Origin of the sequence: Pseudomonas sp. IPO3774, from assembly GCF_013386835.1 — a bacterium.
Taxonomy (GTDB): Bacteria; Pseudomonadota; Gammaproteobacteria; order Pseudomonadales; family Pseudomonadaceae; genus Aquipseudomonas.
The window spans coordinates 32,130-49,615 of the sequence record NZ_JACAQY010000058.1; the positions used below are offsets into that span (position 1 = coordinate 32,130).

Annotated in this window: 13 protein-coding genes and 1 other RNA gene; 9 read left to right on the plus strand and 5 right to left on the minus strand. The window is 52.1% G+C overall.

The genetic code is table 11. The features are described 5' to 3' along the window. Positions 1–115: 115 nt before the first annotated feature. From HYE77_RS26840 to HYE77_RS26850, 3 genes are all read left to right on the plus strand, one after another. Positions 116–1,291 carry an efflux RND transporter periplasmic adaptor subunit gene (locus HYE77_RS26840; RefSeq protein ID WP_110968952.1) on the plus strand — a complete coding sequence of 392 codons (1,176 nt, stop codon included), beginning with the start codon at positions 116–118 and terminating at the stop codon, positions 1,289–1,291. A 176-nt stretch (positions 1,292–1,467) separates the two neighbouring features. Next, positions 1,468–4,653: an efflux RND transporter permease subunit gene (locus tag HYE77_RS26845; RefSeq protein WP_177069905.1), complete on the plus strand. Its 3,186-nt coding sequence runs from the start codon at positions 1,468–1,470 to the stop codon at positions 4,651–4,653. 14 nt (positions 4,654–4,667) lie between these two features. Further along, a complete protein-coding gene (locus HYE77_RS26850; RefSeq protein WP_128191727.1) occupies positions 4,668–6,179 on the plus strand; it encodes an efflux transporter outer membrane subunit in 1,512 nt (503 codons plus the stop codon). Between the two features lie 310 nt (positions 6,180–6,489). On the opposite strand, the gene HYE77_RS26855 is transcribed toward HYE77_RS26850, so the two are convergent. Continuing rightward, positions 6,490–6,990, minus strand: coding sequence for a GNAT family N-acetyltransferase (locus tag HYE77_RS26855; protein WP_177069907.1), 501 nt, complete (start codon positions 6,988–6,990; stop codon positions 6,490–6,492). A 755-nt stretch (positions 6,991–7,745) separates the two neighbouring features. On the opposite strand from HYE77_RS26855, the gene HYE77_RS26860 reads away from it, so the two are divergent. The 4 genes from HYE77_RS26860 (at position 7,746) to HYE77_RS26875 (ending at position 12,414) form a co-directional block, all read left to right on the plus strand. Continuing rightward, complete coding sequence (locus HYE77_RS26860; RefSeq protein WP_025110493.1) at positions 7,746–8,477, plus strand: SDR family NAD(P)-dependent oxidoreductase; 732 nt, start codon at positions 7,746–7,748, stop codon at positions 8,475–8,477. 610 nt (positions 8,478–9,087) lie between these two features. Further along, positions 9,088–9,726 (plus strand): putative natural product biosynthesis protein, encoded by a 639-nt coding sequence (locus HYE77_RS26865; protein WP_177069910.1) that lies wholly within the window; start codon positions 9,088–9,090, stop codon positions 9,724–9,726. After that, positions 9,726–10,139, plus strand: coding sequence for a DUF2946 domain-containing protein (locus tag HYE77_RS26870; protein ID WP_177069912.1), 414 nt, complete (start codon positions 9,726–9,728; stop codon positions 10,137–10,139). Before HYE77_RS26865 ends, HYE77_RS26870 begins: the two co-directional genes overlap by 1 nt. A 97-nt stretch (positions 10,140–10,236) precedes the next feature. After that, positions 10,237–12,414: a TonB-dependent siderophore receptor gene (locus HYE77_RS26875; protein ID WP_177069913.1), complete on the plus strand. Its 2,178-nt coding sequence runs from the start codon at positions 10,237–10,239 to the stop codon at positions 12,412–12,414. Between the two features lie 87 nt (positions 12,415–12,501). Here the strand turns inward: HYE77_RS26875 and HYE77_RS26880 are convergent, their stop codons facing one another. After that, on the minus strand, positions 12,502–12,789 hold the full coding sequence (locus HYE77_RS26880; RefSeq protein WP_177069914.1) for a c-type cytochrome: 288 nt from the start codon (positions 12,787–12,789) through the stop codon (positions 12,502–12,504). Between the two features lie 521 nt (positions 12,790–13,310). Here HYE77_RS26880 and HYE77_RS26885 point away from each other — a divergent pair. After that, positions 13,311–13,946 carry a hypothetical protein gene (locus HYE77_RS26885; RefSeq protein ID WP_177069915.1) on the plus strand — a complete coding sequence of 212 codons (636 nt, stop codon included), beginning with the start codon at positions 13,311–13,313 and terminating at the stop codon, positions 13,944–13,946. Then, positions 13,939–14,949, plus strand: coding sequence for a Kiwa anti-phage protein KwaB-like domain-containing protein (locus HYE77_RS26890; RefSeq protein WP_177069916.1), 1,011 nt, complete (start codon positions 13,939–13,941; stop codon positions 14,947–14,949). The genes HYE77_RS26885 and HYE77_RS26890 overlap by 8 nt, the downstream gene beginning before the upstream one ends. 178 nt (positions 14,950–15,127) lie before the next feature. On the opposite strand, the gene HYE77_RS26895 is transcribed toward HYE77_RS26890, so the two are convergent. The 3 genes from HYE77_RS26895 to HYE77_RS26905 all read right to left on the minus strand — a co-directional run bounded on the left by HYE77_RS26895 (position 15,128) and on the right by HYE77_RS26905 (position 17,350). Further along, the gene (locus HYE77_RS26895; RefSeq protein ID WP_177069917.1) at positions 15,128–16,384 is read right to left on the minus strand and encodes an integrase domain-containing protein; all 1,257 of its coding nucleotides are present in this window, start codon (positions 16,382–16,384) and stop codon (positions 15,128–15,130) included. 184 nt (positions 16,385–16,568) lie between these two features. Further along, positions 16,569–16,962, minus strand: a transfer-messenger RNA (tmRNA) gene (gene ssrA / locus HYE77_RS26900). Positions 16,963–17,065: 103 nt separating this feature from the next. Next, entirely contained in the window at positions 17,066–17,350 is a 285-nt protein-coding gene (locus tag HYE77_RS26905; protein WP_003212250.1) for a hypothetical protein, read from the minus strand. Positions 17,351–17,486: the final 136 nt, after the last annotated feature.

The following is a 17,486-nucleotide window of genomic DNA, read 5'->3' on the forward strand; positions in this document are numbered from 1 at the left end:
GATCCAAAAAGCTTGGCGCTTTAAGAAACGCCACCTCATGTTGCTGTGAATGATCCATCGGAACTTGGCATTCACACAACAGCTAAGCTATAACAGAATTAATCTTGGAGTCATGATGAGCGCTAATTCCAAACCCCGCACTAGGCCGGCACTTTATTCCGCAGGTATACTTATTATTTTCGGAGTCGTTGCCTTTGGCGTGGTCGATAACTCAGAGAAAGCTGTAGCACAGGACGGCCCGCCCCCAGTCCAAGAGGTAGATGTCGTGGTCGTTAAAAAAGAAACGGTTACCGACTGGCAAACTTACTCTGGCCGATTAGCAGCGGTGGAAAAAGTTGAGGTTAAGCCACTGGTTGCGGGAACCATAACGGACGTCAACATACATGATGGCCAATTGGTAAAAAAAGGGGACACTCTGTTCGTCATCGACCCACGACCTTACCAAGCACAAGTCGAACGAGCTAAGGGGCAGGTTGCAGCAGCTCAAGCTCGCGCCGCGTACACGAAAAGCGACTGGGAGAGGGCACAGCGCCTGATTGCCGAAAATGCAATAGCGAAACGTGACTACGATGAAAAAAACAACGCGGCGTTGGAGGCCAGTGCCAATCTTAAGACTGCTGAAGCGGCGCTGGATGCAGCTAAAATTGATCTCGGCCATACCCAGATTACAGCTCCAATTTCTGGTCGAGTATCGCGGGCAGAAATAACACTTGGAAACATCGTAAACGCCGGGGCAGGCGCGGCACCTTTAACGATGCTTGTCTCTGTTAGCCCCATTTACGCAGAGTTCAACGCTGATGAGCAGACTTATCTTAAGTACATCAACAGACTCGGCAATAAGGCTACTGTTCCGGTTGATCTAGGACTTGCAGATGAGACAGGGTATTCGCGCCGGGGAGTCATCCAATCCGTAGACAATGAACTCGACACTACCTCAGGCACTATCCGCATGCGTGCACGGTTTGACAACGCTGATGGCACCATGGTCCCGGGGCTATATGCGCGTGTAAAAGTGGGCGGCAGTGAACCATACGCGGCCCTTCTTATTGATGATGCGGCAATTGGCACCGATCAAGACAAGCGATTTGTCTTGGTCGTGGGAAAAGATGACCATATTGTTTATCGCCCGGTAGCGCTGGGAAATCTACAAGGCAATTATCGCATTATCACGTCCGGACTCGAAGAGGGCGAACGGGTGGTGGTAGGCGGTATTCAGCGAGTCCGTCCAGGGGAGCAGGTTCTAGGAAAGATAATTCCCCAAAATGACGCTCAGGCTAGAAACGCTCACTGACCCACGACAGGACTAACTAAAATTCACCAGTAAATAATGAGTGTCCCTCAGGCACTTAGGATTTATTGATCCGTGCATTGATTATAAAACAGAGTGCATCCTTAAGCGTCCTGTTGTCTTTTTTAACCTTCAAGCAGCGCTGAGAGCAAGTAGCCGCCTCACTTAAAGAGTCATTAATGAACATATCAAAGTTCTTCATTGATCGTCCGATCTTTGCGGGCGTACTATCCGTGGTGATCCTGCTTGCAGGGTTGATAGCAATATTTAAATTGCCGATTTCTGAGTATCCAGAGGTCGTTCCGCCCTCGGTCACAATCAGCGCACAGTATCCTGGAGCGAATCCAAAAGTCATTGCCGAGACAGTTGCTGCGCCGCTTGAGGAAAAAATTAACGGCGTTGAGAATATGCTGTACATGCAGTCTCAAGCGAACAGTGACGGTAACCTGACCATCACTGTAACTTTCGCATTAGGAACTGACCCGGACTTGGCTACCCAGCTGGTACAGAACCGAGTCAATCAAGCATTGCCACGATTGCCCGAAGATGTACAACGATTGGGTGTTACTACGCTCAAAAGCTCTTCTTCATTAGTTCTTTTTCTGCACCTCGTGTCGCCGAATGATCGGTACGACACAACGTATTTGAGAAACTACGGCCTACGGAACGTCAAAACGCGCTTTGAGCGGATACCTGGCGTTGGCCGTGTCGATATGTGGGGGGCAGGTGACTACGCAATGCGTGTGTGGCTTGATCCGCAAAAGGTGGCGCAGCGTAATCTCACCGCCTCGGAGATTGTCACTTCCATTCAAGAACAGAATATTCAGGTTGCTGCGGGTGCCGTTGGTGCTGCGCCTTCTTCGCCGGGTACTGCAGTACAGCTGACAATCAACGCCCAGGGACGCTTGAAGACCGTTGACGAGTTCCGCGACATCATTCTCAAAACTAGCCCGAATGGCGCAGTTACTTATCTGCGGGATGTCGCCCGAGTCGAACTCTCTGCGGCTGAATACGGATTGCGTGCGCTGCTGGACAACAAACCCGCCGTCTCCCTCGCCATCTACCAATTGCCTGGCGCTAACGCGCTGGAGATCTCTGATCAAATCCGCGCCGCACTCAAAGATCTCAGCGCTGATTTCCCTCCAGGCCTGGATTACAGGCTTATCTACGACCCCACTCGCTTCGTGAAGTCGAGCATTCAGGCGGTTATAGAAACACTGCTCGAAGCCATCGCACTGGTGGTCGTGGTCGTAATTGTGTTCCTCCAATCATGGCGTACAGCGATCATCCCTTTAATCGCTGTACCGGTGTCCATCATCGGTACCTTTGCGCTATTGCTGGCCTTCGGCTTCTCAATCAATGCCCTGTCGCTTTTCGGAATGGTGTTAGCCATTGGTATCGTCGTTGACGATGCCATCGTTGTGGTTGAAAACGTGGAGAGGAACATAGCCAGCGGTCTGACCCCGAGGGACGCCACGTATAAAGCCATGCGAGAGGTCAGCGGCCCCATCATTGCCATCGCACTCACGTTGGTGGCTGTGTTTGTACCGTTGGCATTTATGAGCGGTCTCACGGGCCAGTTCTATAAGCAGTTTGCGATGACCATTGCGATCTCTACAGTGATATCTGCTTTCAACTCACTCACGCTCTCTCCAGCCCTCAGCGCACTACTTTTGCGTAGCCACGACGCTAAGCAAGACGCCTTAACGCGGGTGATGAATAAGCTACTGGGCGGTTTTTTTCGAGCCTTCAACAAGGTTTTTAATCGTGGCTCGGAGCAATACTCGAAAGGCGTAACAGGCATCCTTAAGCGCAAGGGCAGCATGCTGGTTGTTTATGTGGTTCTTCTGGGTCTCACGGCGGTTATGGGGAACGTTGTGCCTGCTGGGTTTATTCCCATGCAGGACAAGGAGTACTTGGTCACCATCGCCCAGCTTCCCAATGGCGCTTCTCTTGACCGAACGGAAGAAGTGATTCGCCAGATGAGCGAAATAGTCATGAAGCAGCCGGGCGCCGCTCACGCAGTCGGCTTCCCCGGCATGTCCGTTAACGGATTCATGAACAGTTCTAGCGCAGGGATTGTCTTTGTCCCCCTCAAGCCTCTCAGCGAGCGTACATCGAAAGATGAGTCCGCCGCGGCCATCGTCGCATCCCTTAACCAAAAGTTCGCCAGTATCAAAGGAGCCTATGTCGCAGCCTTTCCACCGCCTCCAATACTCGGGCTTGGCACACTAGGTGGCTTCAAAATGCAGCTGGAAGACCAAGGTAGCCTCGGGTATGAGGAGCTTGACAAGGCCGCTCAAGCATTCATGGCCAAGGCTGCAGTGACCCCGGAGCTTGGTGGGTCACTGACAAACTATCAGATCAACTTCCCGCAGCTAAACGTCGAGCTAGACCGTGTGAAAGCCAAACAGCTGGGCGTGTCTGTTACCGATGTATTCAAGACCATGCAGGTATACCTTGGCTCCTTGTATGTGAATGACTTCAACAGTTTTGGCCGTGTATATCAGGTACGAGTGCAGGCCGACGCACCGTTTCGTCAGCGAGCAGATGACATCCTTCAGCTAAAAACCAGAAACGACCGTGGAGAAATGGTGCCCCTATCGTCTCTGGTTCGTATCACCCCAACCTACGGTCCGGACATGGTGGTTCGGTATAACGGCTACACCGCAGCGGATATTAACGGCGGCCCAGCGCCGGGCTATTCGTCTGGCCAGGCCCAAGCAGCAGCAGAGCGCATTGCAGCCGAGGTGTTGCCTCAAGGCGTAAAATTCGAGTGGACTGAGCTGACTTACCAAAAGGTTTTGGCAGGTAATGCCGGTATGTGGGTCTTCCCTGTCAGCGTCCTGCTCGTATTCCTCGTACTGGCCGCACTGTACGAAAGCTTGACCCTCCCTTTGGCGGTAATCCTGATCGTTCCCATGAGCATCTTGTGCGCACTCACGGGGGTGTGGCTCACGCAAGGAGACAACAATATCTTTACCCAGATCGGGTTGATGGTATTGGTCGCATTGGCTTCCAAAAACGCCATCTTGATCGTCGAGTTCGCCAGAGAACTAGAGCACGACGGGTACACGCCGCTGAAGGCTGCCATTGAAGCGAGCCGCTTGCGCCTCCGGCCGATTCTCATGACTTCGATCGCCTTCATCATGGGCGTTGTTCCACTCGTGTTTTCCACTGGGGCGGGCTCAGAAATGCGCCAAGCCATGGGGATCTCGGTGTTTTTCGGCATGTTGGGCGTGACCCTGTTCGGTCTCGCACTAACACCTGTCTTCTACGTGGTCCTGCGTACGCTGGCAGGTGGCAAAGTACACGTGGCTCAAAAAGACGCGCCTCACCTGACAACGGAAGCATTGGACTCATGATCGGAGCCAAACGAATGATCCAATTACCTAAAAAGTCTATATTTGGACTGCTAACTTCCTCAGCGCTGCTATCGCTTCTATCAGCATGCTCTGTGGAGCCGACATACAACCGCCCCGACGTCCCGACTCCACAGGCGTTCAAGGAAGCTTCGGCTGAACAGAAGCAAGCATCATTGCCCAAAGATAGCGCCTGGAAAAACGCTGAACCGGCCGATGCCGAGCATCGTGGGGAATGGTGGCTAGTCTTTGGCGATCCGGTGCTAAACGACCTGGAGCGGCAAGCCGCAGAGGCTAATCAGAATCTGAAGGCGGCTGCCGCACGAGTCCAGCAATCGAGAGCCTTGACCCAATCAGCCCGAGCGGGATGGTTCCCGTCCCTAGATGCGGGATTTGGTCCTACGCGTGAACGCCTGTCTCCTGCCTCACAATTGTTGTCTGACGATGCGAATGGGTCCACGCAGACTCTTTGGCGGGCGCAGGCGACGGCCTCTTACGAGGTAGACCTGTTCGGGAAGGTGGATTCACAAGTGAACACTGCGCTCGCTAATCAAGCACAGAACGAGGCGCTGTATCGTTCTGTGCTGTTAGCCCTCCAAGCTGATGTGGCTAAAAATTATTTCGAGCTGCGTGAGTACGACAACCAACTTCGACTATTTCGTCGCACGGTCACCCTGCGTGAAAACACCCTGAAATTAGTAGAGGGGCGATTCAAAGAAGGTGACATAAGCGAACTTGACCTCTCGCGAGCTCGCAACGAACTATCGACCGCGAGGGCGGACTCGGTAGGGATCGCACGGCTTCGCGCGACGTCAGAACATAGTCTTGCCGTGTTGTTGGGTAAGTCTCCTGCCGACTTCGGCTTCCCTGACTCACCTATAGAGCCCATCGCGACCCAGGTGCCTATCGGGTTACCATCAGCCCTACTGGAGCGCCGTCCAGATATTGCTGCCGCCGAGAGAGCTATGGCCGCGGCTAATGCACAAATCGGATTGGCGAAATCAGCATTTTTCCCGCGGCTTAACATAAATGCCTCCGCCGGCTTCGAGTCGTCATCGTTGGGGAATCTGTTCGACTGGTCGACTCGGTCTTTTCTACTAGGCCCCCTTGCGGGAACGGCGCTGACGTTACCGATATTTGATGGTGGTCGGAGGAAAGCAGATCTCGCCTCTGCAAGGGCTCGATACGACGAGCAGGTTGCGAAGTATCGGGAGCAAGTATTGGTGGCGTTTAGAGAGGTAGAGGACAACCTGGCAGATCTGAGGTTGCTCGATGATCAGAAAGGTAATCAAAGCGAAGCTGTTGCAGCATCAATACGGACAGAGCGACTTTCTAAAACTCAGTATGAAGAGGGGCAGATCAGCTACTTGGACGTTATCGATGCTCAGCGCCAAGTCTTACAAACCGAACTGCAACTGAGCCGTCTGACGGGTACTCAGGCCATTGCAACGGTGAACCTGATTAGAGCCCTAGGTGGTGGGTGGAACCGAGCCGACACTAGCATTGCCTCCAATGGCCGTAAGCGGTGATCACGTAGCCTGGACGGCTTTGAATTGCTCATAAAGAGCGGGTCAACTTGACCCGCTCTTTATGCTTCAAACCCAACGGAAATTTCCTGGCCAGAGCCAAACCGCATTAAGCGTCCGCTCAACACACCTTGCCTAATTAGACGGGTGCCTACATGTCGTAAGATTGCACTCCAGTTGACTACGTGTTTGCATTCGATTTGACCTTAATTGTGAGCGTCCGGCGACCTGACCTAGGTACTCGGCACCAATCGCCTGAATGCAGGAGTCTCGCAATCTGTTTTCCCGGAGCGCTTACGCAAAAACCGCGACCCTATAGTTCACGTACCATCACCAAGTCTCGGTGGACATCATCGCCGCATTGAAAACTGGTTTCTCCAACTGTCAAAAATCCATTACGTTGGTAGAAGCCTATTGCGCGGGCATTCTGATCATTCACCGTGAGCCGAATACGATCTGAAATATCAGTAAGCGTCGCAGTTAAGAGGAGTTGTGCGGCACCGGTTCCATGGTGTTTTGAATCGACATAGCATCGCGTCAACTCAGGGATGCCATCCGCCAGTGGGATGCTTAATCGATCTGGTTTGTAGTCGACCAAACTGAAACCCACGATATCTCCGGCTTTCTCCAACACTCGCACCTCTTGGCTTGACGTATCCAGCGCGATCTGAAAACAACGCGCGGTCAGATTTTCGCTGATGTAGCGCTCCAGTTCTTCTGCTGGAGTGTCTGCTGGGCACGCCAGTGAAAAGGTAGCCTTCGCGATTCTACTCATGCTCTCAGAGTCACTCATTATCGCTGGACGCACACGCATTCATCGCTCCTTGGATTGGTAGATATAAGCGCGTACCGACGACTGAGGAGGCAGCTACGCAACTCAAGTGTCACGAAATGAGCCTATGGAATGCAAGCCTGCCGAGAGTCCATGAGTACGAATAATGATCAAACAAGGAGCCTCGGCCGGACTACAACAGAGCTGTGAGGTCAGTTCGTATGCGTCCGCCGAAGTCACGTTGCATGACTAAGCAGATATGCGCTGCCTATCCTCATCGCTCATATCCCGGGCGAGTAGCTCAACTTCGTACAAGCCGCCAATCGAGTGCCGTGCCTAACAAACCGCAGCCAGCCGGAACTGGCTTTGGACCCTTCGCGAACTTACGATTCTGAGCTAGGGCTCAGCTCGTCGAAGCAGCGATTCTTGACGGAAGAAACCTGCAGTTTGGTGCCGCCGTAAGTGGGCCATCCCGTGACCGGTAATGAGGGAAAAATGTCGTTTCCGCCTCCTGCAGTCAGACGTAGAGTCGACGTTCGAACGGTAAGATTGACTCATCCTCATCCTGGAGAAGGACACTCATCACCGTTCAGGCGCTTCAACGCAAGGAAACGAGAAATGGCCAAAAAGTGCTTGGGATTCCAGCGGACCACCCGATGTTTGCAGCGATCAAAAGCGGCTATGAGAGTCATGGCCCCTCATGACGACCTGCCAAAAAGTAGCGCATCGAGATTGCGATTTTTTTGACCTAGACCGCTTAAAAACAAAGCGAAACTTTCTAATAGGTAAATGCATGTATGAGCGAGAAGACATTGTTATTGACCGGTGCCAGTCGTGGCATCGGCCATGCCACCGTCAAACACTTTCAAGCCGCTGGGTGGAGGATTTTCACCGCCTCTCGCCAGGACTGGGTCGCTGAATGCCCGTGGGCCGAGGGCTTACTCAACCACATTCATCTTGATCTCGAAGATATTGATAGCGTCAGTGACAGCCTGGCGGCCATCAGGGAAAAATTGGGCGGACGCTTGGATGCATTGGTAAACAATGCAGGAGTTTCGCCTAAGGGGCCTGAGGGGACACGACTCGGTGTTCTGGAGTCCGACTATGCAACCTGGATCAAGGTCTTCAATGTCAATCTGTTTTCTACGGCCCTCCTTGCGCGGGGGCTGTTTGATGAATTGAAAGCTGCAAAAGGCAGCATCATCAACGTTACCTCTATTGCAGGATCCAAGGTGCACCCGTTCGCAGGTGTCGCTTATTCCACATCCAAAGCTGCGCTCTCCGCCCTGACTCGGGAAATGGCCTTTGATTTTGGCCGACATGGCGTAAGGGTCAACGCTATCGCACCTGGAGAAATCGAAACCTCAATACTGTCCGCAGGCACTGCGGAAATCGTTGAACGGCTAGTGCCGATGAACCGGCTGGGCAAACCTGAAGAAGTTGCCTCGCTCGTCTACTTCCTTTGCACCGGTGGCGCTTCTTATGTAAACGGCGCAGAGATTCACGTTAACGGTGGCCAGCATGTCTAACGTTAATGGCCGGATCTGAGAGTGTTAAGCCATAGTGAAAAAAGGTCCTGTAGCAGCAGTTTTCCACGCGGTGATTCGGCTTAGGGCATAGCAGATGATAGGGCTTGAACTTGTTGGTGGCGGTCAGTTTGCTCTGCATCGGGCAGACATAATCCGGCACAGAGCGTGGACTTCACTGACCGTTCAACCCGTGGTTGGGCCGGTAGTCTTTGCTGCCTATTCTGTCCTGTGGCGAAGTTGAGCATCGCCTTACTTTTCTGCCTGACCTCGCTACTACGAATTGGACAAAAGCCGCGCTCTAGTCGCGAGATGCACTGCAAGGCAACCCTCTGGATACTCCTGATCCTCAGCCCATCCTCGAGCTTTCCCTCAGTTAACGCTTCCACGGGGGCTGGCTCGATTTGTCCGCCACCGCTCGTTTGTTGTCGTCCGTTTACGCTAGGTCGTCGCTGCAGCGATTGCCGTTGAACGCCCTCCAATCGTCTTGTAGAGAAGGCAGTATGTCTCGCGTTATTAATCACTCCGGTTGCAGTTCCAGTGCTCCCGAAGGTCTGACTTTCAGTTCTCCTGCATTCAATAAATCGCAAGCGGCGATGGCATGGAGGCTGCTATGCGCTCTGTAGTTATTCCTTCAGGCGTTTCGCGGCTGGTTAGCAAAACGTCGCGCATAAACAGTCGTGGCGACTTCCTATTGCCGTTTCCAGACTATCCCTGCAACGCACGCAGCTTTGTTCAACTGGATGCCAGGTTGCTGCCTTATTGGCATACGTTGTTCGATGTGTGTCCGGGGCTGCTCAAGCTAGATCCACCAGACTGCTTGAACATATTTCGCAGTTTTATGACCTGGGCGTACCGCAATCATCCGTCGCTGAATTGGACTTACTACCTGAGTGTCTGCCGTTGGTTACTCACGTCGACCTATCGGGCGCACATCCACGAAGAACACATTGATGCCTTCATGACTGCGGCAGCGGCCCGGTGGATAAATACTGACGATAGCCAAGCACGAGGACTGGTGTTGGCTTGGCAAGGCTCGCCGATGAGGGTGTTTGACTGGAAAGTAGCGCCTCGTTCTATCGCTAGTGTTGACCCTGAAAAAGAGGATTTCCCACCGGCACTCTGGGATTTTTCCTGGTGTCCTCTGACGGGGAAAGGGGGTGCCGGGTTTCGACGGTGGTTGCCCATCCCCGAATACGAGCGGCAGACGCAGGTATCGAAGGCTGCGCGTGATGAGCAGAAGCCCTGCTAATGCGTAAGCGTCACATTATCGGAGCATGGCTGAGCCTGTTCGCCATACTGATGATTTTTGCCGGCCCCCTGATCAGTCAGGGGATCAGCCTTTCCCATGGCAAAAGTCAACCAATGAGCATGGCTGGCATGGAGTGCCACGACGTGCTTGGCACGAGCCAGAAGTCTCACCATGCTTCTGTCGGCAAGACCCATGATCTGGTCGTGTGGGAAAAATGCGGATATTGCTCTCTTCTGTTCCAGCATCCCGCTCTCGCCGAGTCAAACCTGTCCAGGTTTCAACTTAATGTTCCACCGTTACAGCTTTTTTCTACTCACTTAATTCCCCAGCAAGCAGCGCCACCGATATTCCTCGGTGCAAGAAGCCGAGCGCCACCGATTCGATCGTTGAATGTCATACCCACTTTTGGCTGAACGCGCATTGCCGACTCTGCATCGACCGGCTTTTGAGTCCGCCGACGCCGAATCCCTCTGCGCGTTCTGCTTCAAATGACTTTTATCGGATGATCCCATGTACTCGGACAAGAACGGGCCGCTGTTCTACATTGATCCATCGCGTCTGCGTTGGCGCCATGCCTTTTGCGTGTTTCTGGGGCTAGCATTACCGGTCATTGCGCACCCACAAGACGGTGCCGTGGATGTACCCCCAACATCCGATCAATCACAGATTTGGACGTTGGAAACCATAAACGTTTCCGGGGCGCGTGAAGGCTACAGCGCACCCTCTTCTGCGTCGGCCACTCGCACCGACACGCCCCTGGTCGAAGTCCCGCAATCCGTTCAAGTTGTAACGCAAACGATGCTCAAGGAGCAGGACAGTCATTCGCTTGCTGACGCGCTGGTTAACGTCTCAGGGGTAAGAGCAACCAAGCCGCAAGAGGCACTGTTCGCTCAGCCAATTGTGCGCGGTTTTCCGGCGGAAATTTACATGAACGGGCTGCCTGCATTTGGCGGCACGGCAGCGAGCATCGACCCGACCAGCCTCATCGGCACCGAGCGCATTGAGGTACTCAAAGGCCCTACATCAGCGTTGTACGGCGGCGGTATCGGCGCACCGCTGGGTGGTTTGATCAACGTAGTTTCTAAACGACCCGAGACCGAGCCAAGGGCACTGTTGTCGATGCGCACCGGTAGCTTCGGCACAGAGAATCCTTCGCTGGATCTCAACACACCCATCGGCGACAAGGTCGCCGCACGGATTGCCGCTGACTATCAAGAAAATGACAGCTGGATTGACCACGTCAACGGCCATCAGTGGTCGATACAACCAAGTATCGCGTTCCAGCTATCGCCAGAGACTGAGCTCTTACTGCGCGGCCAATACGAGAATCGCAGCCAGCTCGAATATTCCGGCCTGCCAGCCGCCCAAGCATTGAGCGGGCAGATTGATCGCAACGCTTTCCCAGGAGCGACCAGTGGACAACCTCACACCACTATCGAGAATCGAACAACCACTGCCGAACTCACACATCAGCTTAACGACGACACACGACTGACCGTCACCGCTCAGTATTACGAGGGCAAAGTTCGTGACTATGGCGGCCTTGTATTTCCGAACCTTCTAGGACCGAATCCTACGACACCCACGGTTTACCCGATATTCAAGCTTTACCTGCCCACGAACATCCGGGAAAGCACGCTGGATACCAACCTAGGTTCCCGAGTCGAATCGCTGGGTGGAGATCATGAGTTGCTGGTTGGTATCAGTTACGACAACACTCACTTCAGCTCGGGGATGTCCGACATTGAACTCATCGGCGAGCTTGACCTTGCCAATCCGGGATATGGGATTTCCTACGGCGCGACGCCCGAAACAATCGTGTCCCAAACCAACCGTTACGAGACGAAGGCTTTATACGTTCAGGATCAAGCGACCTATGGCCGTTTGCACTTGTTGGGGTCGTTGCGATTGACCCAGCTCGACATCAACCAACAAGAGCAAGGTGTAGATACTTCATATCATCGTTTGACACCACGGTTTGGCATCACCTATGACCTGACCGAAAGTCTTGCGCTCTACACATCGTATTCCACCGGTTTCAGGGGGGCGTTCAACTTCACTGGTAACGAGACACCCAAGCCTGAGCTGTCTCGCAATTATGAGGCGGGCGTCAAACTGGCGTTCAACGATCTGGGCATTTCTGGCACTCTCGCCATGTTCGAGCAGACGCGTCGTAATGTGTCCACCCCTGATCCTGACCCTACCTACGCGATTCTGGGTTACTCGGTACAGAGCGGCGAACAACGCGCTCGCGGGGTAGAAGCTGATCTGGTTTGGGAACCGACCCCCGCTTTTTCATTGCTGGGTAACTACGCCTACACCCAGGCAGAAATCACAGAGGACAACTCGATTCGGGTGGGTGATGGACTGCCTCGCGTACCACGGCACAGTGGTCGCCTCGCAGCCCGCTATCGGATACTTGATGGCGCCGCTAAAGGACTGGGCTTCGGTGCCGGTATTACAGCGGTCAGTGCGCGTGAGCTGACCCTGCCTAATACGGTATCCGTACCAGGCTACGCACTGCTGGATGCGCAGACTTCCTACGATTTCGACCGCTACACGATCTCGGTTTCGGCGGTAAACCTGACAGGTCGCAAAGTCTTCGAGACCTTTCAATATCTGGGCTCTCCAGTGGCACTGCCCACTCAACCACGTTCAGCTTACCTGACGCTGACGGCCCGCTTCTAAAGAAACCATCACGATCGATATGCCGTAGTTCCGCGGCCGTAGATAAGAGCGGGTGGGTGGCAGCAAGCTGCCATCCCTACCGCAACCTTACTTAGACATCCAGGCAATCACGGCTTTGTAATCTTCGTCGCTACAGTCCATGCACAATCCCCGTGGCGGCATGGCCTTGAAGCCCTCGGTCACGTGCTTGGCCAATACGTCGGTGCCTTGCTCCAAGCGTGGTTTCCAAGCCACTTGATCACCTTTTTTTGGAGCCATGGGTGACTGTCCGTTATGGCACATAGTGCAGGAGCGGTTGAACACCGCTTCAGGCTCTTGGGCGGCATAAGCATTTGAGAGTACGACTAAACAAACAGCTGCCAATACTTTTTTCACGGTGGACCTCGTTGGGCATTTTTATAATCACGCGATGCCTTTGCAAGGGCGTAGTCAATCCGTTGGGGATAAGAACTGCCAGTGCATTCAACGCTTGGTAGAAAGCACCTCACGAAGGCGTTTTGAGTTTAATAAGAGTGTTTTGACACCCCAAGTGCGACAGGCTGCCGCACCAGGCAGCCTAATCGTTGAGCTGAGGTGCGCCTGAGAGTCAGGCGCGCTATCTGTGGCAGGTTGTCGCAGATGGGCGCTGCTACGCTTGTGGTTGCGAGGGCACTGCAATGACATGGGGCGGACCTCTCTGGTGGTATGTCATTGCGATTATGTAGGGCTAAGTTTTCTCAAATTGAATCCGACTCGGCATCTAGGGTCTGGCCAAAAAAGGGAATTTAGAGGCAATTTTCCGTTTGCGACGTTTGGGCACTACTCAACGAATCAGGCTGAGCGTCTGGATAGGATTCTGATTGGAGGGTAGTCCCCTATCAGCTAAGATCTCGTGTTAAGGCACAAGGAATCGCCCAATGCAGAGCAGTAGAGACAGGAGGCACGGATTGACGCGGCTGGGAAGGCTTACCCTTTTCCTAGTGTCTTACATTCCATTGTTTTTGATAATTATTTTTCAGCAGTTTTATAAAAACAGCGACTATCTTAATTTTGGAGGTTTTCGCAGCGATGCCTGGATGAATTTCGTGAAGAAATTTGGGGTGGCTACCACGCTTATAATAATCTCGGTTTTGGCTATTATTTTCTTGATGCTCTTGCTCCAAAATCTCGTAGAAAGAGCTGAGGAAAGCGGTGAGATTTCCAAGGTGGTTGACGTAGAAAATAAGAATTCGGAATCAATTGCTTATCTATTTACTTATATCATCCCTTTCGTATTTCAAGATCCCGCGGACCCTGCCCAGCTAATACCAATAATAACTTTGATGTGTGTAACGTATACAATTTACGTCAACTCATCGATGATACTCATCAACCCAACTTTGAGTTTTTGGTATTCCCTCTATCACGTAGAGGTCGAAAGCACTGCGGGAGCAAAGAAGAAAATAATAATTCTTACGAAAGAAAAATTTATGGAAGAAGGTGATTTGCTCAAAATGAAGCGAATCGCCCACAGATTGTATTTCGGTATAGATTTGGGGAGGAAGGATGAGTAGCGAAGCATTGAGCACCGTTCAGGGTTTACTAGAGCAACAAAATCTTTCGTTTGAGGTGTTCTTCATACAAAGAAAAAACAAGATTGAAAATAAGAAAAAAGGATTTAACTATACTCTTAGTAGGTTAGATGCCTCGAAAGAAGTCAATGGCTTTTTTCTCAATTCCGCGAAGGCACAAGTTGAGAAATATATAGAGTCCTCGGCAGTGGCTCAGAAATATGCCGTCATATCTGATGATATGCCAAAAACGCTGTTCAAGTATGATGAGGCTGAAAAGCTTAGGGTTTCAGATCATACCTGGAAGAAAATTCTCAACGGTACGGAAATAAAATCCGCCGTTTCTTTAAATGAGCTAAAAAAGAATATTTGGTTCTACTGCGTTAAGATTGTAAGCACGACTGATGGCGGAAATGCGAAAGCCTTATTTTTCAAAAAGTTAACGGCTACAAGCGTTGCAACAGACACGCCGCAAGGCTTTGGAAAGAAAATTAAGGCTCACTTCGACTCCACGGATCCTAAGTTGGTGGAAATTAAGGCTGAGCACATTACTTTTGAAGATAAATTTGATTGCGTCTTGCAAGGTAATTCGTTTTTAATTTTTTCTAAAGCAGCATTCGAAAAAATTGCCGAACTAGAAGATGAGTTTGTTGAGCTGTCAAACGAAACATTGGATATAATCAATAAACATTCAGTGGTCGAAGGTTTGGAAATTGTCCGTGCAGAAGTCACATCAAAACCCTCTATGATGCGAACACTGGCGAATATCGCTAAAAATAACAATCATGCCCAAATCGGTGCTTCAGAAATTGAGAATATGAAGCAGATGCTTCTTCAGTATGAAGGGCGAGAGCTGAAGTCTACTTCAGACGGAAGAGTGCTTATTGAAAATAAGGATGATGTAGAGGATTTTTTGAAGCTGCTTAATGACTATTACAAGCAAGGTATGGTTACAGGTAAGACGTATGGATCAAATTCTGGAAGTGTACTGGTTAAAAGAAATTGACTTTATGGCTCCTGCTGGTTGATGGTGTGTTGTGATATCTGCGGTGATGGTCGCTGTGGCGTCAAGAGCTATCTATAGACCTGTTTTTGCACCACTCCAGATAGCTAGCGTCTGGAGTGCTTAGTTGGGGGATATAGCATGTCTGAGGGGCAGCGCTACTTAGGTAGAGCTTTATCAGTCAACTAATCGAGACGACCTTCCTGTCTCGGTTGTTCTGGATGGCCGACATCGAAAGATTGCCGGTAGCTGATTCTTGGATGTGCTCGCTCCACCACTTCATCATTGGACGCCTGCGCTCAATGTAGTCCGCTCGATTATAGGCGCTGCGTACTTCGTCTTTATCGACGTGTGCAAGCGCTACTTCAATCAACTCAGGATCCCAGGCGTGTTCGTTGAGGATGGTGCTGGCCATAGAGCGCATCCCATGGCTTACCAGCCTCCCTTCGAATCCCATGCGTTTCAGTGCCATGTTGGCGGTTTGGCTGTTGCAGTGGGTTCGAGGATTACGGTCTGCAGGGAACACATACTCCCGATGCCCGCTGTAGGGCTTTATTGCTTCAAGCAGGGCTAGGGCTTGGTCTGTAAGCGGCACGATGTGGATACGGCGTTTCTTCATGCGCTCAGCTGGAATCGTCCAGACCTTCTTTTCTATGTCGATATCAGCCCAGCGGGTGGTGGCAGCCTCTGCGGGTCGGGTCATGGTATGGAGCTGCCATTCGATTAGGCAGCGGGTAGTCATTTTTATGCTGGCATTGGCGATTGCCACCATGAGCTCTTTCAGCTCATCGGGCGGGAGTGCCGCCATGTTCTTCTTTTTTGGCTTTTTGAAGACGGAGCGGATTCCGCTGAGCGGGTTCGAGTGAATCAGTCCTGAATTGACGCCGTAGGTCATGATCTCGTTGAGTCGCTGTGTCAGGCGTTTAACGGTTTCGAGGCTGCCTTTGGTTTCCAAGGGTCTGAGCAAGTCGATGACCTTAGGGGCATTGATGGCTGAGATCGGTGTGGTGCCCAGGTCCGGGAATATGTGCAGCGTTAGAGAGCGCCAAATGTCTTCGGCATAGGCAAAGGTGACTGAGTCCTTTTTGAGCTCAAACCACGCTCTCGTCACGTTTTCGAAAGTGTGTTCAGTGGCTGCTTTTTTCGCTTGCCGCTTCGCATCGCGCTGCTCTTTCGGGTCCAGCCCCTGAGCGACGAGCTCCCTGGCCTCAACAGTCCGTTTTCGCGCCTGGGCCAGGCTCACTTCCGGAAATGTGCCTAGTCCCATGTTGATCCGTTTTTTGGCTACGGGATGGATATAGTTAAAATTCCACAGCTTAGAGCCATTGCTTCTCACTCGCATTTGAAGGCCGTTGCCATCAGTTAGCGTGTAGTCCTTTTCTTTAGGCTTGGCGGCTTTGACTTTAAGGTCTGAGAGGCGCGTGGCTTGGGCGCACATGGTGTATTCCAATGCTGTTTGTGTATTCCAAAAAATACCAGCAGGGAGCTTGGAATACCACTTGGAATACACGTCTGCATAGACGTCTATGGACGCTGACGGATCCTAATGGCCCTGAAAGCCCCGTATTCACCGGATTTCAGGCACAAAAAAAGACGTCCGTGGACGTCTTTAGATGTTGAACTGGTGGAGCCGGGGGGATTTGAACCCCCGTCCGCCAGTACTCCGCTGTCGGTACTACATGCGTAGCCGTTTCTATTAAGTTAACCCTCAGCGACCCGAAGGGCAGGGTGCTTTGGGCGAGTTGTGTAAGTTTTAGCCGCTTCGTCCACAACGTACTGCACGGCGATTCTGTTCTATATGACAATCACTTTGGGTTTACAGACATCCCCTGATGATTGCTGGACCCGAAGGTACCAGGAGGGAAGGGCTAAGGCTGCTTACGCAGCGAGAGCGTATTCCCCGTAGGTTTCGTCATTGGCAACTATAAGAAGTTGCAACAGTGGATTTACGAGTTCTGTTACCAACTCGGCATGCACCTAAAGTTTCGCAACCGGCGTCGAATCCTAAACGGCCCCGTGCTTGTAACTCGTTGTTTCTTAGTGAGAGACAAGCCTGTGCAGTGTACGTCAATCGGTCACAGAAGGCCAACCCGAAGGTTGGCCTCGGGCAATCAGCGAGTTACTGATTGCCGCCTTTGTCCGTGTCTTGCAGGCTTTGCAGGGCCTTGGAGGTGATCTCGATGCATTTCTTGTCATCGCCTGCCGCATGGGCTGCCTTGGCTTGGGAAACGGCGGTGTCGATTTCGCCAGATTTGCCGCTGGTGTCGGTGGCGAGCAACGCTTTACCGTTGTTGATTTTGTCCAGGTTGATTTGGCACAGATCGTCTTTTGTTCCGGCCGCAAACGCGGGGGACGCCAGCATCGCAGCGGTAATGAACAAACCAGCAAGAGCGGAACGCTTCATGGGTATCTCCTTGTGCAAATAGGGCTCGATGCTGCCGGTTTTCCGTGCAGCCAGCGAGGTCACTGATGAGCCTCGTTTGTCGAGGCCTATGCAGATGACTACGCCGGCGCGCAGGGGTTCTGTTTTGTCGCTGGAT